Annotated in this window: 35 protein-coding genes; 33 read left to right on the forward strand and 2 right to left on the reverse strand. The window is 44.7% G+C overall.

From position 1 onward, the window contains the following. The first annotated feature begins 286 nt into the window (after positions 1 to 286). The gene (locus CDC33_RS29345) at positions 287 to 1,051 is read left to right on the forward strand and encodes a DeoR/GlpR family DNA-binding transcription regulator (protein ID WP_109011917.1); all 765 of its coding nucleotides are present in this window, start codon (positions 287 to 289) and stop codon (positions 1,049 to 1,051) included. A 110-nt stretch (positions 1,052 to 1,161) separates the two neighbouring features. Here the strand turns inward: CDC33_RS29345 and CDC33_RS29350 are convergent, their stop codons facing one another. Continuing rightward, complete coding sequence (locus tag CDC33_RS29350; RefSeq protein ID WP_109011918.1) at positions 1,162 to 1,701, reverse strand: DUF3172 domain-containing protein; 540 nt, start codon at positions 1,699 to 1,701, stop codon at positions 1,162 to 1,164. Between the two features lie 306 nt (positions 1,702 to 2,007). On the opposite strand from CDC33_RS29350, the gene CDC33_RS29355 reads away from it, so the two are divergent. Continuing rightward, complete coding sequence (locus CDC33_RS29355; RefSeq protein ID WP_109011919.1) at positions 2,008 to 2,835, forward strand: ABC transporter permease; 828 nt, start codon at positions 2,008 to 2,010, stop codon at positions 2,833 to 2,835. Between the two features lie 143 nt (positions 2,836 to 2,978). On the opposite strand, the gene CDC33_RS29360 is transcribed toward CDC33_RS29355, so the two are convergent. Continuing rightward, positions 2,979 to 3,455: an NAD(P)H-quinone oxidoreductase subunit N gene (locus CDC33_RS29360; RefSeq protein WP_100901239.1), complete on the reverse strand. Its 477-nt coding sequence runs from the start codon at positions 3,453 to 3,455 to the stop codon at positions 2,979 to 2,981. 1,093 nt (positions 3,456 to 4,548) lie between these two features. Here CDC33_RS29360 and rplC point away from each other — a divergent pair. The 31 genes from rplC to prfA all read left to right on the forward strand — a co-directional run bounded on the left by rplC (position 4,549) and on the right by prfA (position 22,705). Next, positions 4,549 to 5,181, forward strand: coding sequence for a 50S ribosomal protein L3 (rplC, locus tag CDC33_RS29365; protein WP_109011920.1), 633 nt, complete (start codon positions 4,549 to 4,551; stop codon positions 5,179 to 5,181). Between the two features lie 103 nt (positions 5,182 to 5,284). Beyond that, the gene (gene rplD, locus CDC33_RS29370; protein WP_109012752.1) at positions 5,285 to 5,923 is read left to right on the forward strand and encodes a 50S ribosomal protein L4; all 639 of its coding nucleotides are present in this window, start codon (positions 5,285 to 5,287) and stop codon (positions 5,921 to 5,923) included. Then, on the forward strand, positions 5,916 to 6,230 hold the full coding sequence (locus CDC33_RS29375; RefSeq protein WP_109011921.1) for a 50S ribosomal protein L23: 315 nt from the start codon (positions 5,916 to 5,918) through the stop codon (positions 6,228 to 6,230). Before rplD ends, CDC33_RS29375 begins: the two co-directional genes overlap by 8 nt. A gap of 152 nt (positions 6,231 to 6,382) precedes the next feature. Then, complete coding sequence (gene rplB / locus CDC33_RS29380; RefSeq protein ID WP_109011922.1) at positions 6,383 to 7,246, forward strand: 50S ribosomal protein L2; 864 nt, start codon at positions 6,383 to 6,385, stop codon at positions 7,244 to 7,246. Between the two features lie 127 nt (positions 7,247 to 7,373). Beyond that, positions 7,374 to 7,652: a 30S ribosomal protein S19 gene (gene rpsS, locus CDC33_RS29385; protein WP_012410721.1), complete on the forward strand. Its 279-nt coding sequence runs from the start codon at positions 7,374 to 7,376 to the stop codon at positions 7,650 to 7,652. 80 nt (positions 7,653 to 7,732) lie between these two features. After that, complete coding sequence (rplV, locus tag CDC33_RS29390) at positions 7,733 to 8,089, forward strand: 50S ribosomal protein L22 (protein ID WP_100903154.1); 357 nt, start codon at positions 7,733 to 7,735, stop codon at positions 8,087 to 8,089. A gap of 53 nt (positions 8,090 to 8,142) precedes the next feature. Next, positions 8,143 to 8,925: a 30S ribosomal protein S3 gene (gene rpsC / locus CDC33_RS29395; protein ID WP_109011923.1), complete on the forward strand. Its 783-nt coding sequence runs from the start codon at positions 8,143 to 8,145 to the stop codon at positions 8,923 to 8,925. Positions 8,926 to 9,032: 107 nt separating this feature from the next. After that, complete coding sequence (rplP, locus tag CDC33_RS29400) at positions 9,033 to 9,458, forward strand: 50S ribosomal protein L16 (protein ID WP_069070775.1); 426 nt, start codon at positions 9,033 to 9,035, stop codon at positions 9,456 to 9,458. Between the two features lie 3 nt (positions 9,459 to 9,461). Further along, positions 9,462 to 9,689 (forward strand): 50S ribosomal protein L29, encoded by a 228-nt coding sequence (gene rpmC, locus CDC33_RS29405; protein WP_109011924.1) that lies wholly within the window; start codon positions 9,462 to 9,464, stop codon positions 9,687 to 9,689. 6 nt (positions 9,690 to 9,695) lie between these two features. After that, positions 9,696 to 9,944, forward strand: a complete 249-nt coding sequence (gene rpsQ, locus CDC33_RS29410) for a 30S ribosomal protein S17 (RefSeq protein ID WP_100901244.1) — start codon at positions 9,696 to 9,698, stop codon at positions 9,942 to 9,944. A gap of 46 nt (positions 9,945 to 9,990) precedes the next feature. Continuing rightward, the gene (gene rplN, locus CDC33_RS29415; protein ID WP_012410715.1) at positions 9,991 to 10,359 is read left to right on the forward strand and encodes a 50S ribosomal protein L14; all 369 of its coding nucleotides are present in this window, start codon (positions 9,991 to 9,993) and stop codon (positions 10,357 to 10,359) included. Then, a complete protein-coding gene (gene rplX / locus CDC33_RS29420) occupies positions 10,359 to 10,712 on the forward strand; it encodes a 50S ribosomal protein L24 (protein WP_109011925.1) in 354 nt (117 codons plus the stop codon). The genes rplN and rplX overlap by 1 nt, the downstream gene beginning before the upstream one ends. 116 nt (positions 10,713 to 10,828) lie before the next feature. Next, positions 10,829 to 11,377, forward strand: coding sequence for a 50S ribosomal protein L5 (gene rplE / locus CDC33_RS29425; RefSeq protein ID WP_109011926.1), 549 nt, complete (start codon positions 10,829 to 10,831; stop codon positions 11,375 to 11,377). A 20-nt stretch (positions 11,378 to 11,397) separates the two neighbouring features. Continuing rightward, positions 11,398 to 11,799: a 30S ribosomal protein S8 gene (gene rpsH, locus CDC33_RS29430; RefSeq protein ID WP_109011927.1), complete on the forward strand. Its 402-nt coding sequence runs from the start codon at positions 11,398 to 11,400 to the stop codon at positions 11,797 to 11,799. 99 nt (positions 11,800 to 11,898) lie between these two features. Continuing rightward, entirely contained in the window at positions 11,899 to 12,447 is a 549-nt protein-coding gene (rplF, locus tag CDC33_RS29435) for a 50S ribosomal protein L6 (RefSeq protein WP_109011928.1), read from the forward strand. A gap of 2 nt (positions 12,448 to 12,449) precedes the next feature. Continuing rightward, positions 12,450 to 12,812, forward strand: coding sequence for a 50S ribosomal protein L18 (gene rplR / locus CDC33_RS29440; RefSeq protein ID WP_109011929.1), 363 nt, complete (start codon positions 12,450 to 12,452; stop codon positions 12,810 to 12,812). A 130-nt stretch (positions 12,813 to 12,942) separates the two neighbouring features. Then, positions 12,943 to 13,470: a 30S ribosomal protein S5 gene (rpsE, locus tag CDC33_RS29445; RefSeq protein ID WP_109011930.1), complete on the forward strand. Its 528-nt coding sequence runs from the start codon at positions 12,943 to 12,945 to the stop codon at positions 13,468 to 13,470. A 48-nt stretch (positions 13,471 to 13,518) separates the two neighbouring features. After that, positions 13,519 to 13,962 (forward strand): 50S ribosomal protein L15, encoded by a 444-nt coding sequence (rplO, locus tag CDC33_RS29450; RefSeq protein ID WP_109011931.1) that lies wholly within the window; start codon positions 13,519 to 13,521, stop codon positions 13,960 to 13,962. A 74-nt stretch (positions 13,963 to 14,036) separates the two neighbouring features. Next, on the forward strand, positions 14,037 to 15,347 hold the full coding sequence (gene secY / locus CDC33_RS29455) for a preprotein translocase subunit SecY (RefSeq protein ID WP_109011932.1): 1,311 nt from the start codon (positions 14,037 to 14,039) through the stop codon (positions 15,345 to 15,347). A gap of 2 nt (positions 15,348 to 15,349) precedes the next feature. Beyond that, positions 15,350 to 15,904: an adenylate kinase gene (locus CDC33_RS29460; protein ID WP_109011933.1), complete on the forward strand. Its 555-nt coding sequence runs from the start codon at positions 15,350 to 15,352 to the stop codon at positions 15,902 to 15,904. A 208-nt stretch (positions 15,905 to 16,112) separates the two neighbouring features. Next, positions 16,113 to 16,337 carry a translation initiation factor IF-1 gene (gene infA, locus CDC33_RS29465; RefSeq protein WP_006196724.1) on the forward strand — a complete coding sequence of 75 codons (225 nt, stop codon included), beginning with the start codon at positions 16,113 to 16,115 and terminating at the stop codon, positions 16,335 to 16,337. A 117-nt stretch (positions 16,338 to 16,454) separates the two neighbouring features. Continuing rightward, positions 16,455 to 16,568, forward strand: coding sequence for a 50S ribosomal protein L36 (gene rpmJ / locus CDC33_RS29470; RefSeq protein WP_015129703.1), 114 nt, complete (start codon positions 16,455 to 16,457; stop codon positions 16,566 to 16,568). A gap of 115 nt (positions 16,569 to 16,683) precedes the next feature. Continuing rightward, positions 16,684 to 17,064, forward strand: coding sequence for a 30S ribosomal protein S13 (rpsM, locus tag CDC33_RS29475; protein ID WP_104906411.1), 381 nt, complete (start codon positions 16,684 to 16,686; stop codon positions 17,062 to 17,064). 54 nt (positions 17,065 to 17,118) lie between these two features. After that, positions 17,119 to 17,514 carry a 30S ribosomal protein S11 gene (rpsK, locus tag CDC33_RS29480; RefSeq protein WP_069070761.1) on the forward strand — a complete coding sequence of 132 codons (396 nt, stop codon included), beginning with the start codon at positions 17,119 to 17,121 and terminating at the stop codon, positions 17,512 to 17,514. 327 nt (positions 17,515 to 17,841) lie between these two features. After that, positions 17,842 to 18,789: a DNA-directed RNA polymerase subunit alpha gene (locus CDC33_RS29485; protein ID WP_100901253.1), complete on the forward strand. Its 948-nt coding sequence runs from the start codon at positions 17,842 to 17,844 to the stop codon at positions 18,787 to 18,789. A 32-nt stretch (positions 18,790 to 18,821) separates the two neighbouring features. Then, positions 18,822 to 19,172, forward strand: coding sequence for a 50S ribosomal protein L17 (gene rplQ / locus CDC33_RS29490; protein ID WP_100901254.1), 351 nt, complete (start codon positions 18,822 to 18,824; stop codon positions 19,170 to 19,172). Between the two features lie 99 nt (positions 19,173 to 19,271). Continuing rightward, positions 19,272 to 20,120 (forward strand): tRNA pseudouridine(38-40) synthase TruA, encoded by an 849-nt coding sequence (truA, locus tag CDC33_RS29495; RefSeq protein ID WP_109011934.1) that lies wholly within the window; start codon positions 19,272 to 19,274, stop codon positions 20,118 to 20,120. Positions 20,121 to 20,236: 116 nt separating this feature from the next. Next, complete coding sequence (gene rplM / locus CDC33_RS29500; protein ID WP_012410699.1) at positions 20,237 to 20,698, forward strand: 50S ribosomal protein L13; 462 nt, start codon at positions 20,237 to 20,239, stop codon at positions 20,696 to 20,698. After that, positions 20,698 to 21,114: a 30S ribosomal protein S9 gene (gene rpsI, locus CDC33_RS29505; RefSeq protein ID WP_109011935.1), complete on the forward strand. Its 417-nt coding sequence runs from the start codon at positions 20,698 to 20,700 to the stop codon at positions 21,112 to 21,114. Before rplM ends, rpsI begins: the two co-directional genes overlap by 1 nt. Positions 21,115 to 21,262: 148 nt before the next feature. Then, complete coding sequence (rpmE, locus tag CDC33_RS29510; RefSeq protein WP_109011936.1) at positions 21,263 to 21,505, forward strand: 50S ribosomal protein L31; 243 nt, start codon at positions 21,263 to 21,265, stop codon at positions 21,503 to 21,505. A 102-nt stretch (positions 21,506 to 21,607) separates the two neighbouring features. Continuing rightward, the gene (gene prfA / locus CDC33_RS29515) at positions 21,608 to 22,705 is read left to right on the forward strand and encodes a peptide chain release factor 1 (RefSeq protein ID WP_109011937.1); all 1,098 of its coding nucleotides are present in this window, start codon (positions 21,608 to 21,610) and stop codon (positions 22,703 to 22,705) included. Positions 22,706 to 22,708 lie beyond the last annotated feature (3 nt).

Raw genomic sequence — 22,708 nt, forward strand, 5'->3', positions numbered from 1 at the left:
GATTGAATAAAAAACAATTTGAACAGACAGGACGCGCGATCGCACTAAAAAAAATTGTTAAAACCCCCATTAGGCAACAATTATCTAAGCTCAAGCTAACCACTCAGAACCACTGTGGAACCGTGTGATTTCATCAAATGCCAAAATCAATACATGCAATTGTGCATGAATGTGCTTGAATTCAATTGAAGTTACGGATTACCGTACAAAGACTTGCATATCAATAAGTATAAACTCACAAACGTGCAATTTCAAGTCCAAAAACGCAATTTCCGGAAAATTAACTATGCTAACTGCTGAACGACGACAATTCATCTTAGAAATACTGCGTCGTGATAAAAAGGTACTTTCGACAGAACTTAGTGCTGTTCTCAAAGTTTCTGAAGATACGATTCGCCGGGATTTGCGAGAACTGGCAGAAACTGGACTATTACAACGCGTTCATGGGGGAGCGCTCCTCAAATCTCCAGCCACGGCTAGTTATGCCGATCGCCAAAAGCAAGCGCCAAAAGAAAAGGAAGCGATCGCTCGGACAGCAGCAAAATTAGTTTGTACAGGACAGGTGGTGATTTTAGACGGAGGTACAACAACTCTCCAAGTAACCCGTCATTTACCCCTGGATTTGCACGCAACAGTGATCACAAATAGTCCGCCAATCGCCGTTGCTTTAGCAGAACATCCCCATATAGAGGTTGTGATGTTAGGTGGACAACTCTACAAAAAAGCCTTGGTGAACGTGGGTACTGTCACGATTGAGACATTACGGATGATTCGTGCAGATTTGTGCATGTTGGGAGTTTGCAGTTTACATCCAGAAGTTGGAATTAGTGTACCTAACCTAGACGAAGCCCACGTCAAACGAGCCATGATTGCTGGATCGGCAGAGGTAGTAGGATTAGTGACAGCAGAAAAATTAGACACAGCAGCTCCTTATCTAGTGGAGTCTATTCGTGCCCTGACTTACCTAGTAACTGCACCGACAGTATCTAATAATATGCTGAGTGCCTACAAAGCTTTAGGTTTGACCATTATCCGTGATGAGTACGAATGATCGTGATTTGGGGGGACTGGGAACTGGGGACTGGAGGCTGGGAACTGGGAAGACAAGGGAAGAATTTCTCCAATGCCCCATGCCCAATGCCCAATGCCCCATGCCCAAATCTAAAATCTGTCCGTTTCTTGAGGTGTTCCAACTGCTCCTGGTTGAGCCGTAAAGAAGTTTTGAGCAGCTTCATTCTGATATATACACCTAATATCAGGTTTATCACTGTCCAAGTTACCCGTAAAGCCAAAGGTATTCAGGCGATTTTTGCACTCATTTACCTGCTCAGATGTCACCAACTTGCGGTTCTCTAAAAGCGCCCAGTTATTTTGTCGGATTACGCATCCAGGACGCATACTCGGTTGGGCAACATAGACATTGAAGGGGTTGAGAGTGACGAACAGTCGAGCGTCCATCACCATCGCGCTGGCTCCGTACTGCACGCAAATTTCAGGGTTAGGTGCTTTCAAATCAATGAATTCACGAGAAGCCACATTTGATGGGGCTAACGTGGTTGTAGAACTAAAAGCAATGCCAATCCCAATTCCCAAAATCAACACCCCTCCCATAATTGCGATAGTGAAGAGGTTAAAAATTGGGGATTGGAAAATAGAGGGTTTAGAAGTAGTAGCCGATCTACCAGTAGGTTTGCGTCTCATTTTTGCTTAATCACCTTCACGCCGATTAGGAAGGGAGTGGTCTAAAGTTTTCTCCCTCTTTCAGTATGCCTATTCTTAACTGTAATTGTCTGCGAGTTTTTGGGCAGTATTCTTCTTAAATGATAAAAATAGGAACTTATCTAGATATATGGACAGAATTTCAACCTTGTCGGTTCTTGTTTCCATCTGCTTATAAATTTCCAAGACGAATTTTTCGTATTAGATATTTTTGTTACCCCTAGTAATTTATATGTCAAATAATGTAACTTAAAATTTAAGAAAGTTTTAATAATTAATTAGAAGCAAGTGGCATCTCAAAGAGCGTTATTCTCAAGCAAGAAGTTCAAAACTTCGCAACTTCAAATCCTTCTAGCTGATAGTCTGACTATTTTTTGGGGAGATTGGTTAGATTTACGTGTCAGAATTGTACCAGTTGCGGCATCAGGCTTAATATCCCCACTGATATATATTTTAGCTTTTGGCTTGGGTTTGGGTAGTTCCATCAAACCCGGCTCAGGGATTAGTGGTAGCTATAACAACTATTTAGAATTCATATTACCGGGGATGGTGGCGCTATCGTCAATGACGGTTAGCTTTGCTGGAACGACATTCTCGATTTGTGGAGACAGACTATTTACCAAAACCTTCGAGGAATTGTTGTTAACTCCTATACATCCCTTAGCTTTGTACATCGGAAAAATGCTGGCGGGAGTAGTACGAGGGTTGATGACATCGGCTTCGGTGATTTTAGTAGCGGTGCTGTTGACTGGAAACTGGAATTTTCTCAACCCACTATTTTTATTGTTGGTAGTGCTGAATTGTTCGGTATTTGCTGGGTTAGGGGTAATTGTGGGTTTGAGTGTGCGATCGCTCGAATCAGTTGGACTCTACAACAATTTTATAATTATCCCCATGTCATTCTTAGGAGCGACCTTCTTTGACCCTGGCACATTACCAGCAGCCCTCAAAGTCGTAGTTTACCTGTTACCACTCACCTACGCCAGCATCGGACTGCGTGCAGCTGCCCATTTACCTTTGTCTCAGTTCCCTTGGTACAGCATACCGATTTTGCTAGTGATAGCGATCGCTCTTTCTTTGTGGGGTGGTTATAAATTCGCTCATCAACAAGATTAAAATAATTCGTAATTCGTTAAAGCCTTTATTACAATCTGTGCTTTAACTTTTGCATCTTGTGATTTTCGACCCAGCATTATTGAAATGCTAATTGAATTGAGTCATTAGTCATCAGTAAATGACTAATGACAAATGACAAAGGACTAACTAGCTAAGAGAGTTTTTTCTAGAGAAGTCCAACGGAAGGCGCGATCGCCACCCCTCTCAATAACTACTCTTACTCGTGGTTCTAGCTGAGGCAAATTCGTTAAATACTCAAGTTCTTCATTTGAAAGAATATGCCCTTCAATAATCCACAACACCAACCCCTTTGACTTTGGTGGTAGCTGTTCTAGATGAGAATTGATAATTGGTGGTAAGTAGTACACATGACCTACTGCCGCACCACTACCAGTACTTTTTTTACCAAGATGAGGAGGTCTGACTCCATGAATGCGTGTGAGATACGCAGCTATGTCGCCCAACCCCTTGGCGGTAATGTGGAGGGTAGTATAGCCAGCTGCACGTAGTCGGCGCTGATATCGACCTTCATAACCTCCTTCCAGAGGTACATACACGCCAAGAGCGCCAAATTTTTCCAGATCGCGCATTAAACCGTTGCCAGTGGTAATTAGTGCCATAGATTTTCGTCTTATCCCACTTAGATATCTCTATTATTTACCCAGAACCGATAGATTAAAAGCATTTTCTTTGGGTATCGGGCATGGGGCATGGGAAAGAGGACTTGGGGACAAGGAGAATTGGGGACAAGGGGAAAGACTTGTTGCAAGTTCTCACAAGTCCCCTTTAGGACTTACGCAAAAATTGCTAAAAAGCTTAATTTCTCGAACCGCCAAGACGCCAAGAGCGCCGAGAATTCGTAGAGTGTGCGTAAGTCCTACCCTTGTCCCCTTGTCCCCCTGCTCCCCACTTCCCAAAAATAACTCTATAAATTACTAGACAAACATAAATAAATAATTTATATTATTAGATTGTGACCAAAAACGCAAATTAGACTCCCTTCTTACTGTCATTTTGAGATAGTGTTAGCATCAAAAGCTGATGACTTAATCCAAATTGGATAATCTAACTCAGATTGATCATAGACTGGTAAACTAAGAAAGCTTTCAGGTCAAAATTGGAGCGTTACGGACGAAGAATTAAAGCCAATCCAAAGCTCCAGAGTACATTTACTCCAGTGCCTCTGAAAAAGCAGGCAAAACCTTAAACAATAGTTTAAGGTGTTTAAGGAAGTGAAAACTGAGCAGCAATGTTGGTTTCATGGCATTACGTCAGTCTCAGTTGACGGATACTGGGTGGTAAAAACCGCTTAAGTCCAACTGCAACACGGCAGTAGCCAATCTCCGGGAAGCCGTCTTATGGGCGAAAATCGGAAAACCCGCCGACAGCGCTGCCTCCAGAAAGTGCCAGAGCAATTGCTTGGACGAAAGCATTGCTGCACACAGCTTAAAGCTGTAGCGCCTTGCATTGATTCCAGAAGTTACTCCTTCCCAATAGGAAGGGACTTGTGGCTGTTCTGGTGATCTAGTGAGTGAAGCTAAACAGATTCACCAAGCAGTACGGACACGGTTTGTTGTGTCCGAAAGCATTTGGAGGGGTTTATTTAAACCATTCCAAATTTCGCAGGCTAACCCAGCCTAAACTGATGCGTACAAAGCGTGTCCTCTAGAGTCCAATTCCAAGGTCAGCAAGTAGAAAGGAGAACCAGTTACTGTGTCTGTAGGTATTCTCGGCACCAAGCTGGGCATGACCCAAATATTTGACGAAGCAGGAGTAGCTATTCCTGTAACTGTCATTCAAGCAGGGCCATGCACCGTTACACAAGTTAAAACGAAACAAACCGACGGTTACTTTGCCATTCAAGTTGGTTTTGGCGAAGTTAAACCAAAGGCACTGAACAGACCACTACTGGGTCATTTAGCTAAATCATCTGCTCCAGCATTGCGTCACCTAAATGAATATCACACCGATAGTTCTGGTGATTATGCTTTAGGTCAACAGATTAAAGCAGATATTTTTAGTGCAGGTCAAATTGTCGATGTAGTCGGCACAAGCATCGGTCGCGGTTTTGCGGGTAACCAAAAGCGCAACAACTTTGGTCGGGGGCCCATGTCACACGGTTCCAAAAACCACAGAGCGCCAGGTTCTATTGGTGCTGGTACAACACCAGGTCGTGTCTATCCAGGTAAGCGGATGGCAGGGCGTTTAGGTGGCAAACGGATCACAATCCGTAAGCTGACCATAGTTCGAGTTGATGCAGAACGCAACTTATTACTTATTAAAGGAGCAATTCCTGGTAAACCGGGCGCTCTAGTAAGTATTGTGCCTGCAAAAACAGTGGGATAGTCAAAAGTCATTAGTCAAACGTCATTAGTCATTAGTCATTGGCTAAGGACAAATGGCAAAAGACAAATGACAAATGACCAATGACAAAGGACAAATAACAAAGATGGTTGAAAGCGTAGTTAAAAATTGGCAAGGAGAACAGGTCGGCGAGACGACCTTCGAGTTGCGCACTGCCAAGGAAGAAACAGCGTCTCATATTGTGCATCGCGCCTTAGTACGGCAATTGACTAATGCTCGTCAAGGAAATGCCAGTACAAAAACTCGTTCAGAAGTCAGAGGCGGTGGCCGTAAACCTTGGCGACAAAAAGGTACTGGTCGCGCTCGTGCAGGGTCTATTCGTTCGCCATTGTGGCGTGGTGGTGGTGTAATCTTTGGGCCAAAGCCTAGAGACTTCAACCTCAAGTTGAACCGCAAAGAGCGGCGTTTAGCATTGCGGACAGCATTTGTCAGCCGCATTGAGGATTTGATCGTAGTAGAAGAATTTAGCACCGAGCTATCTCGCCCGAAAACTAAAGAATTAGTGGCAGCACTTGCACGTTGGGGAGTAGTACCAGAAAGCAAGTCACTGTTAATTTTGTCTGAAATTGCGGATACAGATAATGTTTATTTGTCAGCCCGCAACATTGAAAATTTAAAACTAATTGCAGCAGACCAGCTAAATGTTTTTGATTTACTGCACGCTGACAAAATAGTAGTTACGGCATCAGCCCTAGAAAAAATTCAGGAGGTCTACAGTGCCTAGCTTTGACCCCCGCGACCTTGCCGACTTAGTACGTCGCCCAATTGTCACCGAGAAAGCGACTATCTTGATGGAGCAGAATAAGTACACCTTTGAAGTAATTCCAAAGGCATCTAAGCCAGAAATCAAGGCTGCGATCGAAGACTTGTTTCAGGTCAAGGTTGTAAAAGTCAACACCACCTTACCACCGCGTAAAAAGCGGCGCGTTGGTAAATTTATTGGTTATAAGCCCCAGTATAAGCGAGCCATTGTTACCGTCGCATCTGGGGATGAAGACAAGATTAGACAAGTTCTATTCCCAGAAGTCTAGGAATTTTAGATTTTAGATTTTAGATTTTAGATTGAGGTTTACTCAAGAAGTATCAAACATGGTCGCAATTAGTTAAACACTCATTAAATCCAAAATCCAAAATTCAAAATCCAAAATTAAGTAAATCCAAAATCCAAAATCCAAAATAGATTATGGGTACTCGTTCTTATCGCCCTTATACCCCCAGTACTCGCCAAGTTACAGTTTCTGACTTTGCGGAGATCACAAAAACCGAGCCAGAAAAATCCCTAACTACCTCGAAGCATCGCGCTAAAGGTCGGAATAATACTGGGCGGATTACTAGTCGTCGCCGGGGTGGCGGACACAAACAACTTTACCGGATCATCGATTTTAAAAGGGATAAACATAATATTCCTGCCAAAGTCGCAGCAATTGAATACGATCCTAACCGCAATGCCCGAATTGCCCTTTTGTATTACCAAGATGGCGAAAAACGGTATATCCTCCATCCCAACGGATTGAAAGTTGGAACAATAATTATTTCTGGGCCTGAAGCTCCTTTTGAAGATGGTAATGCTTTACCTCTTTCAAAGATTCCCTTGGGTACTGGTGTTCACAACGTAGAACTGACTCCTGGCAAAGGTGGTCAAATCGTGCGTTCTGCTGGTGCTAGCGCTCAAGTTGTGGCAAAAGAAGGTAATTATGTAACTCTCAAGTTGCCTTCAGGAGAAGTCCGCTTGATTCGGCGCGAATGCTACGCCACTATTGGGCAAGTAGGCAACACCGATGCAAGAAACCTGAGTGCAGGTAAAGCAGGGCGAAATCGCTGGAAAGGTCGCCGTCCTAAGGTTAGAGGTAGCGTCATGAACCCAGTGGATCACCCACATGGTGGTGGTGAGGGTAGGGCACCTATCGGTAGATCGGGGCCTGTTACACCTTGGGGTAAACCCACATTGGGCGCGAAGACACGCAATCGTAAGAAACTTAGCAGCAAATTGATTATCCGTCGTCGCCGTAAGTCTTCTAAACGCGGTCGCGGTGGTCGTGAGTCTTAAAGAGTTAGGAGTTAAGAGTTATGAGTTAAGAGTTATAAGTTGAGAGTAAAATCTAACTCCTAATTCCTCACTCCTAATTCCTCACTCCTCACTCCTAATTCCTAAATCCTAAATCCAAAATTGAACTATGGGTCGTTCTCTAAAAAAAGGTCCTTTCGTTGCGGATCATCTCCTAAAGAAAATTGAAAAGCTCAACGACAACAACAGAAAAGAAGTTATTAAAACTTGGTCAAGAGCTTCGACAATTTTGCCTCTAATGGTAGGTCATACCATAGCTGTTCACAATGGACGCCAACACGTTCCAGTTTTTGTAAATGAACAGATGGTAGGACACAAGTTGGGTGAATTTGCCCCGACACGCACCTACAGAGGTCATGGAAAAAGCGACAAAAAAGCAGGTAGGTAGTCATTAGTTATTAGTTATTAGTCATTAGCTAAAGACAAGTGACAAATGACAAATGACAAATGACAAAATTGGAGAAAATTATGGCTACTAATACTACTGAAGTAAAAGCGATCGCTCGTTTTATCCGCATCTCGGCCTACAAAGTGCGTCGGGTACTCGATCAAATTCGCGGGCGATCGTACCGTGAAGCATTAATCATCCTAGAATTCATGCCCTATCGCGCCACTGAACCCATATTGAAGGTTCTTAGAAGCGCTGCTGCAAATGCCGAACACAACGCTGGGTTAGATCGGACTCAACTAGTGATTACTCAGGCTTATGCCGATCAAGGGCCATCGCTGAAGCGGTTCCAACCAAGAGCGCAAGGTCGAGCTTACCAAATTCGCAAGCCGACGTGTCATATTACAGTGGCTGTTGGAGCCGCCCCAGAAAAATAAGCACGCTTACACGAATAAATTACGTAAAGTAAGAAATCTTAGAGGAAGCATTCGTGGGACAGAAGATTCATCCAGTTGGTTTTCGCCTGGGTATTACACATGAGCATCAATCTCGTTGGTTTGCTGTTCCTGATCGTTATCCAGAACTTTTACAAGAAGACTACAAACTCCGTCAGTACATAGAACAAAAGCTGGGTAGACTTGCTCAAAACAACGCCGGTATTTCCGAAGTTCGGATTGAGCGCAAAGCCGACCAAATTGACTTAGAAGTACGTACAGCTAGACCAGGTGTGGTAGTGGGTCGTGGTGGACAAGGCATTGAATCCTTGCGTACCGGACTCCAAGGACTTTTGGGTAGTAATCGCCAAATTCGCATTAACGTAGTTGAAGTGCAACGAGTTGATGCTGATGCCTACCTAATTGCCGAATACATTGCTCAACAATTAGAACGCCGGGTGTCCTTTCGGCGGGTAGTGCGGCAATCGATTCAACGAGCCCAACGCGCTGGTGTGCAAGGGATTAAAATCCAAGTTAGTGGTCGGCTCAACGGTGCAGAAATTGCCCGGACAGAGTGGACTCGTGAAGGTAGAGTACCTTTACATACCTTACGGGCTGACATTGACTACTCTTATTGCACGGCAAAAACGGTTTACGGCATTCTGGGCATCAAAGTATGGGTGTTTAAGGGAGAAATTATTCCGGGACAGGAACCAGAACCGTTACCACCAGCAAGCCGCGATCGCGAACGTGATCCCCGCGATCGTGAGCGTGAACCCCGTCGTCGTCAACAACAACGTCGTCGCCAGCAATTTGAAGACCGCTCAAATGAAGGGTAAATGGGGACTGGGGACTGGAGACTGGGGACTGGGTAATAATTACAGCCAATCCCCAATCCCTCATCCCCAATCCCTAATCCCCAGTACCTAGTACCCAGTAGCCAATCATGTTAAGCCCTAGAAGAACTAAATTCCGCAAACAACAGCGCGGACGGATGGAGGGACTAGCCAGCCGTGGTAGTACCCTTAACTTCGGTGATTTTGCCCTCCAAGCCCAAGAACCTGCTTGGATTACCTCTCGGCAAATTGAGGCTTCCCGTCGGGCAATGACTCGTTATATTCGTCGGGGTGGACAAATCTGGATTCGGATTTTCCCTGATAAACCTGTAACCATGCGTCCTGCTGAAACCCGGATGGGTTCCGGTAAAGGTAATCCAGAGTTTTGGGTAGCTGTAGTCAAGCCAGGAAGAATTTTGTTTGAAATTGGTGGAGTTTCTGAAGAAATCGCCCGTGAAGCGATGCGTCTGGCTTCATTTAAACTGCCTATAAAAACTAAGTTTATTGTGCGCTCTCAACCACAGGAGCAGGAGTAGCTTATGCCTCTTCCCAAGATTTCAGAAGCAAGAGAATTAAGTGACGAGAAACTTTCTGAAGAAATTGTCGCGATCAAAAGACAACTGTTTCAGTTGCGCTTGCAAAAAGCTACAAGGCAATTAGAAAAGCCTCACCAGTTCCGGCAATTGCGACACCGCCTAGCCCAATTGCTAACGCTAGAAACAGAACGCAAACGGGCAGCAAGTCAATCGGCTAAAGAAGAAAAGTAGGAGATTATGGCAGTTAAAGAACGAGTTGGCTTGGTAGTGAGCGATAAAATGCAAAAAACTGTGGTAGTAGCCATAGAAAACCGCGCTCCTCACCCCAAGTACGGCAAAATTGTGGTTAACACCCAACGATATAAAGTTCACGACGAAGAAAATAAGTGTAAAGTAGGCGATCGCGTTCGCATTCAGGAAACTAGACCCCTGAGCAAAACCAAGCGCTGGAAAATCACAGAAGTCCTGAACGTCAAGCCTACTTAAACCTCATAGTTGTTAGAAATTAACAACATTACAAGGGAGAATAATTGTGATTCAACCCCAGACTTACCTGAATGTCGCAGATAATAGCGGTGCCCGCAAACTTATGTGCATCCGCGTTTTAGGCGGAGGCAACCGTCGTTATGGTTTTATCGGTGATAAAATTATCGCCGTTGTCAAAGATGCTACACCCAACATGGCTGTCAAAAAGTCTGATGTTGTGGAAGCAGTAATTGTCCGCACTCGTAAAGCTGTAAGTCGTGACAGTGGCATGAGTATTCGCTTTGATGATAACGCTGCTGTGATCATCAACAAAGACGGGAATCCCAGAGGTACACGGGTTTTTGGCCCAGTTGCACGGGAACTACGCGATAAAAACTTTACCAAAATCGTTTCTCTGGCTCCGGAGGTGCTTTAATGGCAACCAAACAGGGTACGCCCAAAGTATTCCACAAAATGCACGTCAAAACTGGCGACACCGTACAAGTGATTGCTGGCAAAGACAAAGGAAAAGTTGGTGAAATTATCCAGGCACTTCCCCAACTGAGTAAAGTTATCGTCAAAGGTGTAAACATTAAAACCAAGCACGTCAAACCCCAGCAAGAAGGGGAATCAGGGCGGATTGTCACCCAAGAATTCCCGATTCATAGCTCTAACGTGATGCTTTATTCCACCAAGCAAAACGTTGCCAGTCGTGTTTGTTATACCTTTACCTCAGAAGGCAAAAAAGTCAGAAAACTCAAGAAAACTGGCGAAATTCTGGATAAATAGTTAGAAGTTAGGAATTAAGAGTTAGGAATTAAATTTAACTCATAACTCATAACTCATAACTCATAACTCATAACTTTGTTCCCTGACCAAGCCCAGGGATATCAGGACAAAAAACTATGGCGACAACAAGACTCAAAAGCTTATATCAAGAGACAATCGTCCCCAAACTGATCAATCAGTTTCAATATACCAACGTTCATCAAGTACCGAAGTTGGTAAAGGTTACGATTAACCGGGGTTTGGGTGAAGCAGCTCAGAATGCGAAGTCGCTGGAAGCATCCATAAACGAAATTTCAGTGATCACTGGTCAAAAACCAGTGGTGACACGGGCGAAAAAGGCGATCGCTGGCTTTAAGATTCGTCAAGGGATGCCTGTGGGGATCATGGTTACTCTCAGAGCAGAACGGATGTATGCCTTTTTCGACAGACTAGTTAGCCTGTCGCTACCCAGAATTAGAGATTTTCGCGGCGTTAGCCCTAAAAGCTTTGACGGACGCGGTAATTATACTCTAGGTGTCAGAGAACAGCTAATTTTTCCAGAAGTCGAATACGACAGCATCGATCAAGTACGTGGTCTGGATATTTCCATCATCACCACAGCAAAAAACGACGAAGAGGGACGCGCCTTACTTAAAGAATTAGGAATGCCCTTTCGCGATCAATAAGTTCATCTATAGAGGGAACGATGGCGGCTAACGACACAATTGCAGATATGCTGACGCGCATCCGCAATGCCAACCTGGCGCGGCATCAAACTACACAAGTGCCAGCGACAAAAATGACCCGGAGCATTGCCAAAGTGCTACGGGAGGAAGGCTTTATTGCTGAAATCGAAGAAGCAGAAGAAGGGGTAAAACGCAATCTGGTGATTTCCCTGAAATACAAGGGTAAAAACCGTCAGCCTCTGATCACCGCCTTAAAGCGAGTGAGTAAGCCTGGCTTGCGTGTTTATTCCAACAGAAAAGAATTACCAAGGGTACTAGGCGGCATTGGCATTGCCATTATTTCTACATCCAGTGGGATTATGACTGACCGCGAAGCGCGGCGTCAGAACTTGGGTGGCGAAGTACTTTGTTACGTTTGGTAGTCACTAATAAGTGAGGAGTTAGGAGTCAGGAGTGAAAAGTTAGTTATAAAAACTCATAACTCATAACTCATAACTCATAACAGATAAAGGACAAAAGTCATGTCTCGTATTGGTAAACGTCCAATTACTATTCCCGCCAAAGTTCAAGTGGCGATCAATGGTACGAATATTGTGGTGAAAGGCCCGAAAGGAGAACTTTCTCGCACTCTCACACCTAATGTCTCGCTCTCTCAAGAAGGAGACATATTACAGGTAAATCGTCGGGATGAAACTCGTACCTCAAAGCAACTGCACGGTTTGAGCCGCACTTTAGTTGCCAACATGGTCGAGGGAGTTTCCCAAGGTTTTCAGCGCCGTTTAGAAATTCAAGGTGTTGGTTACCGGGCACAAGTTCAAGGGCGTAACCTAATTTTGAATATGGGTTATAGCCATCAAGTGCAAATTGAACCACCAGATGGAATTCAATTTGCTGTAGAAGGTACCACTAACGTCATTGTTAGTGGCTATGACAAAGAAATTGTAGGTAATACAGCCGCCAAAATTCGTGCTGTTCGTCCACCAGAACCTTACAAAGGTAAAGGCATTCGCTATGCCGGTGAAGTGGTCAGACGGAAAGCTGGTAAGACTGGTAAGGGTGGTAAGAAGTAGAAATGAAACTTACTCGTAGAGAATCAAAAAACCGTCGTCATCGGCGCGTTCGTGGCAAAGTTATTGGCTCCCCAGAACGTCCGCGTTTAGCGGTATTTCGTTCTAATGAGCATATTTACGCCCAGGTAATTGATGATACTCAACATCAAACCATCGTGGCAGCATCGACTGTAGAACCAGAATTGAAATCTAGTTTAGCGTCAGGTGCAAACCGCGATGCATCGGTGCAAGTTGGTAAATTGATTGCAGTGCGATCGCTAGAAAAAGGCATCACCAAAGTAGTCTTTGATCGCGGTGGTAACTTATATCATGGTCGTGTCAAAGCATTAGCTGATGCAGCCCGCGAAGCTGGTTTAGATTTCTAAAGTCATTGGTCATTGGTCATTAGTCATTGGATAAATGACAAAAGACAAATGACATAGACGCCCTTTGGCGTCTTCCCGTAGGGTAGGACAAATGACAACTGACAAATGACGTTCACCAGAGCACTAAATTATGGCAACAGAGCGTAAAAGTAGAACAAAGCGTGCCAAAAAAGAAGAAACCACTTGGCAAGAACGGGTTATCCAAATCCGACGCGTAAGTAAAGTGGTCAAAGGTGGTAAAAAACTCAGCTTCCGAGCGATCGTTGTTGTCGGTAACGAACGCGGTCAGGTTGGTGTCGGAGTAGGCAAAGCCTCAGATGTAATTGGCGCCGTCAAAAAAGGCGTAGCCGACGGCAAAAAACACCTCATTGATATACCCATCACCAAATCCAACTCCATCCCCCATCCCATTAATGGTGTCGGTGGCGGTGCGAAAGTAATGATGCGCCCAGCATCACCTGGTACTGGGGTAATTGCTGGTGGTGCTGTGCGGACTGTGCTGGAATTGGCAGGAGTTCGTAACGTCTTAGCCAAGCAACTTGGCTCTAATAATCCGCTCAATAATGCTAGAGCCGCAGTCAATGCCTTATCTACACTGCGGACTCTTTCTGAAGTCGCCGAAGATCGCGGTATTCCTATTGAAAGTCTCTACATTTAGTAGAGTCCCACTTATAGAGCTTTTGTGTAAACAAGAACTAATTACATCATGAGACTCAACGATGTTAAGCCGCAAAAAGGCTCAAAGAAACGCAAGAAGCGTGTAGCCAGAGGTATTTCCGCCGGACAAGGTGCCAGTGCTGGTTTAGGTATGCGAGGTCAAAAATCTCGTTCTGGTAGTGGCACTCGTCCAGGTTTTGAAGGTGGTCAACAGCCATTGTACCGCCGCTTACCTAAGCTGAAGGGCTTTCCGATTGTTAATCAGAAGATTTACACTACGATTAATGTAGAGAAGCTAGCCTCTCTTCCTGCTAATACAGAAGTAACTTTGACCTCATTGAAAGCCGCAGGTATCCTGACTGCTGTCAAGGGGCCATTGAAAGTTTTAGGTAACGGGGAATTGAGCATTCCGCTCAAGGTACAAGCGGCAGCTTTCACAGGTTCAGCTCGTAGCAAAATTGAGGCAGCTGGTGGTAGTTGTGAAGTCTTATGAGTGAGCCGGAACAGCGCACTTAAATGGAAGCCAACTCGCTGTCAGCGCCTGGTTCACTATAAAGGTAGCACTCTATGATCAGTCGAGATAAAGCCCCAACGGCTCAAGAAACTTTTATGCAGATGGCGCAAGCAGCTGGCCTCAGAGGTAGGCTGCTTGTTACCGTCGGTATTTTAATTTTGGTTCGCCTGGGTATCTTTTTACCCGTGCCAGGGATTGATAGACCTAGATTTGCCGAAGCCATATCGGGCAGTAATTCCATATTCGGCTTATTGGATATATTCTCCGGGCGAGGACTTTCGACTTTGGGAGTCTTTGCTTTAGGGATTTTACCCTTCATTAATGCGTCTATTATCATCCAATTGCTCACCGCAGCGATTCCATCTTTAGAAAATTTACAGAAAAATGAAGGCGAAGCAGGTCGGCGCAAAATATCGCAAATTACCCGCTATGTCACTGTAGTTTGGGCAATTCTACAAAGTACAGCTTTTTCGGCATTATTCCTCCAACAATTCGCCTTAAAGCCAGGGCCAATTTTCGTAGCTGAAACTGCGATCGCTCTAACTGCTGGTTCCATGTTCGTAATGTGGGCATCAGAACTGATTACAGAACGTGGCATTGGTAACGGAGCATCATTGCTGATTTTTGTCAACATTGTCGCGTCATTACCAAAAGCTTTAGGCGATACCATCGACTTGGTACAAGTTGGCGGTAGGGAAACAGTGGGCCGTGTCATAGTGCTGGTCTTAGTTTTCTTAGCAACAATTGTTGGTATTGTGATTGTGCAAGAAGGAATGCGCCGCATCCCAATTATTTCGGCTCGTCGCCAAGTAGGTCGGCGAGTATTAGCAGAACAGCGTAGCTACCTGCCTCTGCGGTTGAATCAAGGCGGCGTGATGCCAATTATTTTTGCTGCTGCCATCCTCAGTTTGCCACTGCTAATCGCTAATTTTACAAAAAATGCCGATTTGGCGAATATAGTTAACACTTATTTGAGTCCAAGCGGTTCTAGCTCCTGGGTCTATGCCTTGGTCTACATGATTTCCATCGTTTTCTTCAGCTACTTCTATTCTTCGTTGATTCTCAACCCAGTAGATGTGGCGCAAAACTTGAAGAAAATGGGTTCTAGTATTCCTGGAATTCGTCCTGGCAAGGCAACTAGTGAGTATATCGAACGCGTGTCCAATCGACTAACTTTTTTGGGTGCGATCTTTTTGGGCTTGGTTGCTATTATCCCCACCGCCGTGGAAAGCGCTTTGAATGTGAAAACTTTCCGAGGAATAGGTGCCACCTCTTTGTTAATTTTAGTTGGTGTGGCAATTGAGACAGCCAAACAAGTTCAAACTTATGTCATCTCTCAGCGCTATGAAGGAATGGTGAAATAATAGTGACGCGATTAATCTTCTTGGGGCCACCTGGAGCGGGTAAAGGAACACAAGCTCAAACTTTGGCTGAACACTTGAGTATTCCCCATATTTCTACTGGTGAAATTTTAAGACAAGCCATGAAAGAGCAAACTCATTTGGGAATCAAGGCTCAAGGTTATGTTGATAGCGGCGAGTTAGTCCCCGACCAGCTAGTGCAGGACTTGGTACAGGAGCGCCTCAATCAACCAGATGCCAAAAATGGTTGGATTCTTGATGGTTTTCCCCGCAAAGTGACCCAAGCAGGTTTTCTGGAGAAGTTACTAGAAGAAATACATCAAAGTGGCGAAAGGGTAGTCAATCTAGATGCACCAGATGAAGTTGTGATCGCGCGTTTGCTAGCTAGAGGACGAAAAGATGATACCGAAGAGGTAATTCGTCGTCGTTTAGAAGTGTATCGCGCTGAAACTGCACCTTTAATTAATTATTACGGCGATCGCAAAAAACTTCTAACAGTCAATGGTAATCAGTCCCAAGAAGATGTCACTAGTGAACTGCAAAAGGTAATTGTTTCCTGAAAGGGGAGTAGGGAATGGGGAGTAGGGAGTAGGGAATTCACGATTACAGACGCTATAATCGCGTCTCTTCCCATTCCCCATGACAAGAAAAAGATCAATTTTAGCTAAGATATATTAATAAACTGTTGATATATTTCTTAAAGTGTGTTCTCTTGCAGATAAAGTGCTGCAACTGAACACGAAATTGTTGAGTTGAGGAAAAAACAAATTGTCTAAGCAAGATTTGATTGAAATGGAAGGCACGGTTACAGAGTCCCTGCCCAATGCGATGTTTCGCGTTGACTTGGACAATGGCTTTAACGTGCTAGCTCACATTTCCGGCAAGATTCGCCGAAATTATATCAAGATTTTGCCCGGCGATCGCGTCAAGGTAGAGCTAACTCCTTACGACTTGAGCAAAGGCAGAATTACCTATCGACTAAGAAAGAAGTAAGTATATGTAGAGAATTTTACCATAAAACCATTTTTTTGGCTGTTTGCTAGTCATTAAACTGGATTAATTTCCCTAGAAATGCTATAATTTTATATTTGGAGTCAAAAAATAAAAGGCATGAAAGTTAGAGCCTCAGTCAAGAAAATTTGTGAAAAATGCAACGTGATCAAACGTCGTGGTCGCGTGATGGTGATCTGCGTAAACCCCAAGCACAAACAACGTCAAGGATAACACTCTTACCAACAGAGTGAGTTGCAGGACGCATATCATCATTAAAACGAAAAGACGCGATTAATCACGTTTTTCCAACCAACAGTAATTGCGAGAACAATAGGGAGAGTTCATTGTGGCACGTATTGCCGGAGTAGACCTTCCACGCGATAAACGCGTTGAGATCGGTCTGACTTACATCTATGGAATTGGTTTATCACGTTCTCAAGAAATTATAGCGGCTACTGGTGTGAACCCAGACACTCGCGTTAAGGACTTAAGTGATGCCGATGTGACAGCCCTAAGAGGGGAAATAGAAACCAACTATCAAGTTGAAGGCGACTTGCGGCGCTTGGAGTCTTTGAACATCAAGCGCTTAGTTGACATTGGTACCTACAGAGGTCGTCGTCATCGCATGGGCTTACCAGTAAGAGGACAAAGAACTCGCACCAATGCCAGAACCCGTCGAGGCAGAAGGCAGACAGTGGCTGGGAAGAAGAAGGCTCCAGGGAAATAATTTTGCAACGCTTGCTAATCCGAGCAAGTTTTACCTTAAATCAACTAAAGAAGTATGGCGAGACAACCAACTAAAAAAACCGGGAGCAAGAAGCAGAAACGGAATGTACCCAGTGGGATGGCCTACATCCAGTCTACTTTCAACAATAGCATTGTCACCATTACCGATCAAAATGGAGATGTCATCTCCTGGGCTAGTGCTGGTTCTAGCGGTTTTAAGGGAGCAAAAAAGGGAACTCCCTTTGCAGCGCAAACTGCTGCTGAAAGTGCAGCCCGTAGAGCCATTGATCAAGGAATGCGCCAAATTGAGGTAATGGTCAGTGGGCCAGGAGCAGGTAGAGAAACCGCTATCCGGGCACTTCAAGGAGCAGGACTGGAAATTACACTCATTCGGGATATTACTCCTATTCCTCATAACGGTTGCCGTCCACCCAAGCGCCGTCGAGTTTAAACATCAAGACTTGGGCATTGAGGACGAGAAGCTAGAATCAAGGTAAGTAAAATTACTTACAATGACTATTAGGGTTTCTAACGTGGAAATTGTCATTGTGTGAAAGCTTGGGCGACCAAAAGTGCGTCAGATTTACCAGAGGGAAAGCTGTATAAACTTCGGGAACCCAAAATATTATTAGCGCCTGCAAGCTCAATGGGAGTGTCAAACTATAGCGTAATTTTATACTAATAGTTTGATATACCTATAATCTACAGGACATAAATTCAATTCGGGAGGCAATTGATTTGTCTGCTAGCAGCACCTTAGAAAAAGGGAGGCTCATCCGTGGCGCAGTTTCAGATTGAATGTGTAGAGTCGAATACTGAAGAAAGTCGGAACCATTACAGTAAATTTGTTCTGGAACCTCTAGAACGCGGTCAAGGAACAACAGTTGGCAACGCACTGCGGCGAGTTTTACTCTCCAACCTAGAAGGTACAGCAGTTACAGCAGTGCGGATTGCAGGCGTTTCCCACGAGTTTGCTACAGTTCCGGGCGTGCGGGAAGATGTGCTGGAAATCCTCATGAAAATGAAGGAAGTTATCCTAAAAAACTATTCCTCGCAGCCCCAAATTGGTAGATTACTTGTTAGTGGCCCCGCAACAATCACTGCGGCACATTTTGATTTGCCTAGTGAAGTAGAAGTCATCGATCCGACCCAGTATGTAGCCACCATCGCTGAGGGTGGAAAGCTAGAAATGGAATTTCGGATCGAGAAAGGCAAAGGCTATCGCACCGTAGAGCGAGGACGTGAGGAAGCCACATCGTTGGACTTTCTCCAAATCGACTCAATATTTATGCCGGTGCGAAAAGTCAACTACAGTGTTGAAGAATCTCGTGGGGAAGGCTTGATTCCAAAAGACCGACTACTATTGGAAGTTTGGACAAACGGCAGTATTTCCCCCCAAGAAGCACTATCTTCGGCTGCTGGAATCTTGGTAGATTTATTCAACCCCTTGAAAGACATCTCCCTAGAACCAACAGATACAGGTTCAGAGATTCCAGACGACCCAACTGCCCAGATACCCATCGAAGAGTTGCAACTTTCTGTGCGGGCATATAACTGTCTCAAACGGGCACAAGTTAACTCTGTGGCAGATTTGTTGGATTATACCCAAGAAGACCTCTTAGAAATTAAAAACTTTGGGCAGAAGTCAGCAGAAGAAGTCGTGGAAGCTTTGCAGCGACGCTTGGGCATCACCCTGCCAATGGAAAGAGGCTCTAAACACCCTTAAGAAAAACCGTTCATAATTCATAGTGCATAATTATGCGTCACCGTTGTCGCGTCAAAAAACTCAGTAAACCAGCCGATCAACGCCGTGCTTTACTGCGATCGCTCGCCACCGAGCTGATCCGTCATGGTAAGATCACCACCACTTTAATTAGAGCGAAAGTTCTAAGAAGTGAAGTGGAAAAAATGATTACCCTAGCTAAAAATGGCTCCTTGGCAGCACGCCGGGAAGCTCTTGGCTATATCTTCGACAAACAACTGGTTCACGCTCTATTTGAGCAAGCTCCAACTCGATATGGCGATCGCCAGGGCGGTTATACCCGCATCCTGCATACCGTACCGCGTCGGGGCGATAATGCAAAAATGGCAATAATTGAATTGGTTTAAGTCATTGGTCATTGGTCAGTAGAGACGCGATTAATCGCGTCTGTACAAAGGTCTTAGTGAATAACAAAGGACGACAAATGACATAAGGACAAAATCTGTATGTTAGAAAGCCACCAGCCTACACAAACTCATCGAGTAGCCTTGGTAATCCAATACCTGGGCACTCATTTTCATGGCTGGCAACGGCAAAAAAAACAACGGACTGTCCAAGAAGAGATAGAAAGAGCGATCGCTACTATTCTTGGGTATCATGTAACACTACATGGTGCTGGGCGAACCGATTCTGGAGTTCATGCTGCTGCTCAAGTAGCCCATTTTGAAGCAACAGGTTTGATTCCGCCTCACAAGTGGGCAACAATCCTAAATAGCTATCTGCCGCCAGATATATTAATCAGGGCTTCAGCTAGTGTAGATAACCGTTGGCACGCTCGCTTTAGTGCAGCTTATCGACGGTATCGTTACACAATATATACTGAAGATCGGCTTAACTTGTTTGTAAGATCCTTAAGTTGGCATTATTATTATGCACCCCTGGATGAATCTTTAATTCAAGCTGCCTTGAAACCTCTGTTGGGAAAGCATCACTTAGCTGCTTTTCACCGTGCAGGCTCAAAGCGATCACATTCCTGGGTAGAGGTGCAAGCAGCAGACTGTCGTCGCAGTGGGCCATTTATCCATATTGAAATACAGGCAGATGGATTTTTGTATGGCATGGTACGGCTGTTGGTAGGGATGCTGGTACAAGTAGGTTCTGGACAACGAACACTTTCTAGCTTCACCGAACTCTGGAAAGAACAACGTCGAGAAGAAGTGAAACACGCCGCACCGCCCCAAGGCTTATGCTTGTTGCGAGTCGGCTATCCAGATTTTCCCTTTCCAAAAGAGATTTGGTACGACACCTTGCCAAAGTTCGTCACTAGTCAAGAGTCATTAGTCATCGGTCAGTAGAGACGCGATTAATCGCGTCTGTACAATAGTCATTAGTGAATAACAAAGGGCAACTGACAAATGACAAAAGACAATTGACTAATGACAAATTAAAAATGACAAAGGACAAATGACAAATGACAACAGTTAAAACATACCTTCCTTCTCAAGCAACCCTTGAGCGTGAGTGGTACATAGTAGATGCCACCGATAAACGCCTCGGTCGCCTCGCCAGCGAAATCGCTCAGGTATTGAGAGGCAAAAAGAAACCCGAATACACACCCCACTTAGATACAGGTGACTTTGTAATCGTCATTAATGCCGAGAAAGTAGCAGTTACAGGCAAGAAGCGCACTCAAAAGCTTTACCGCCGCCATTCTGGCCGTCCCGGTGGAATGAAAACGGAAACTTTCGCTAAACTGCAAGACCGCATACCAGAGCGGATTTTAGAACAAGCTGTTAAAGGGATGCTACCTAAAAATAGCCTCGGTAAGCAGTTATTCACCAAGCTGAAAGTTTACGCTGGGCCTACGCATCCCCATGATGCTCAAAAACCTAAAGAACTAAAAGTTAGTACAATTCCTGGAGAAGAAAATTAATGGTAGTAGCAGATGCCAATAGCGGTCGCGCCGTATACTGGGGTACTGGTCGTCGTAAGAACGCAGTAGCACGGGTACGCTTGGTTCCAGGTAGTGGTCAACTGATTGTGAACGGTAAAGATGGAAACTTGTATTTCCAATTTAACCCCAACTACCTGGGAGTCATTAAAGCACCCCTGGAAACTCTAGGACTAGAAAATGAATATGACATTTTGGTAAAAGCAGAAGGCGGCGGCTTGACCGGACAGGCTGATTCTGTTCGCTTAGGAGTTGCTCGTGCTTTGTGCCAACTCGACCCAGACAACCGCCCACCTTTGAAAACCGAAGGTTATTTGACTCGCGATCCGAGAGCAAAAGAGCGGAAGAAATATGGTTTACATAAAGCTCGAAAAGCGCCTCAGTACTCTAAGCGTTAGGGAATTGGGCATTGGGAATTGGGCATGGGGCATTGGGCATTGGTTTTTCCCACTCCCTCATCTTCCCCTGCTCCCTGATCCCTCCACTCCCTAGCTCCAATTGAAACCTGAAAGTTATAATTGATATAGATTCATCACAAAAGGAACAATGGCTAAAGCTGATATTCACCCCAAGTGGTATCCAGATGCTAAAGTTTACTGCAACGGTCAAGTTGTTATGACTATTGGCTCTACTAAGCCAGAATTGCATGTAGATGTTTGGTCTGGAAATCACCCATTTTACACCGGCACTCAGAAGATTATTGACACTGAGGGTCGAGTAGAGCGCTTCCTCCGCAAGTACGGCATGAGCAGCACTCAAACATCTGGCGACGATCAAAACAAAAAGTAGCGGGTTGGCTCTGCTGTTAAGACGGCCCTGCATCAGCTGGGTCGATTTTCATTTATATGCTCGAGCCAATTTGTTATTTTTTAAGGAGCGATCGCAATCGTCATGGCTGAATCATACTTACTGGACAAACTAAAATCCGTTGAACAAACTTTTAATGAATTAACACGTCGTCTTGGCGACCCCGATACTGCTAGCAATCCTGATGAGTATCAAGAAATTGCTAAGTCTCGTTCTTCTTTGGAAGAGGTAGTTAATACCTATGAAATTTGGAAAGCAGCCCAAGAAGATTTAATCGGAGCGCGTGAGGTTTATAAAGAATCTGCAAGTGATCCAGAGTTGCAAGAAATGGCATCACTGGAAGTAAAAGAACTTGAAGAAAAAATAGAACATTTAGAGTCTCGCTTAAAAGTCTTACTGCTACCACGCGACCCCAATGATGAAAAGAATATCATGTTGGAAATTCGCGCTGGCACAGGTGGCGATGAAGCGAGTATTTGGGCTGGCGATTTGATGCAGATGTACACCCGCTATGCCCAGACTCAAGGTTGGAAAGTTTCTCTAGTGAGCGAATCTCGTGGAGAAATGGGTGGCTGGAAAGAAGTCATTCTCGAAATTAAAGGTAATAACGTTTATAGCCAGTTAAAGTTTGAAGCTGGAGTACATCGCGTGCAGCGCGTACCAGCAACTGAATCTGGAGGACGGGTTCATACTTCCACAGCTACCGTAGCGATTATGCCAGAGGTGGATGATGTGGAAATTCACATTGACCCGAAAGATATTGAAATGACTACAGCTCGTTCTGGCGGTGCTGGTGGACAAAACGTCAACAAGGTAGAAACAGCCGTTGACTTGATGCACAAACCAACAGGGATTCGGATTTTCTGTACAGAAGAACGCAGCCAGTTGCAAAACAAAGAACGGGCGATGCAAATTCTGCGGGCGAAGTTGTATGAAATCAAGTTAAGCGAACAACAAGCAGCTGTTACTTCCATGCGGCGATCGCAGGTTGGTACTGGATCGCGATCGGAAAAAATTCGCACCTATAATTATAAAGATAACCGCGCTACCGATCATCGGTTAGGTCAGAATTATTCCCTTACCCCTGTTTTGGATGGTGATTTAGAGACGCTTATCCAGTCTTGTATATCTCTAGACCAACAAGAACGTCTCGCAGAGTTAGCGACTTCTGCCGCTAACTAATTT

It is taken from the genome of Nostoc commune NIES-4072 (genome assembly GCF_003113895.1).
Lineage (GTDB): Bacteria > Cyanobacteriota > Cyanobacteriia > Cyanobacteriales > Nostocaceae > Nostoc > Nostoc commune.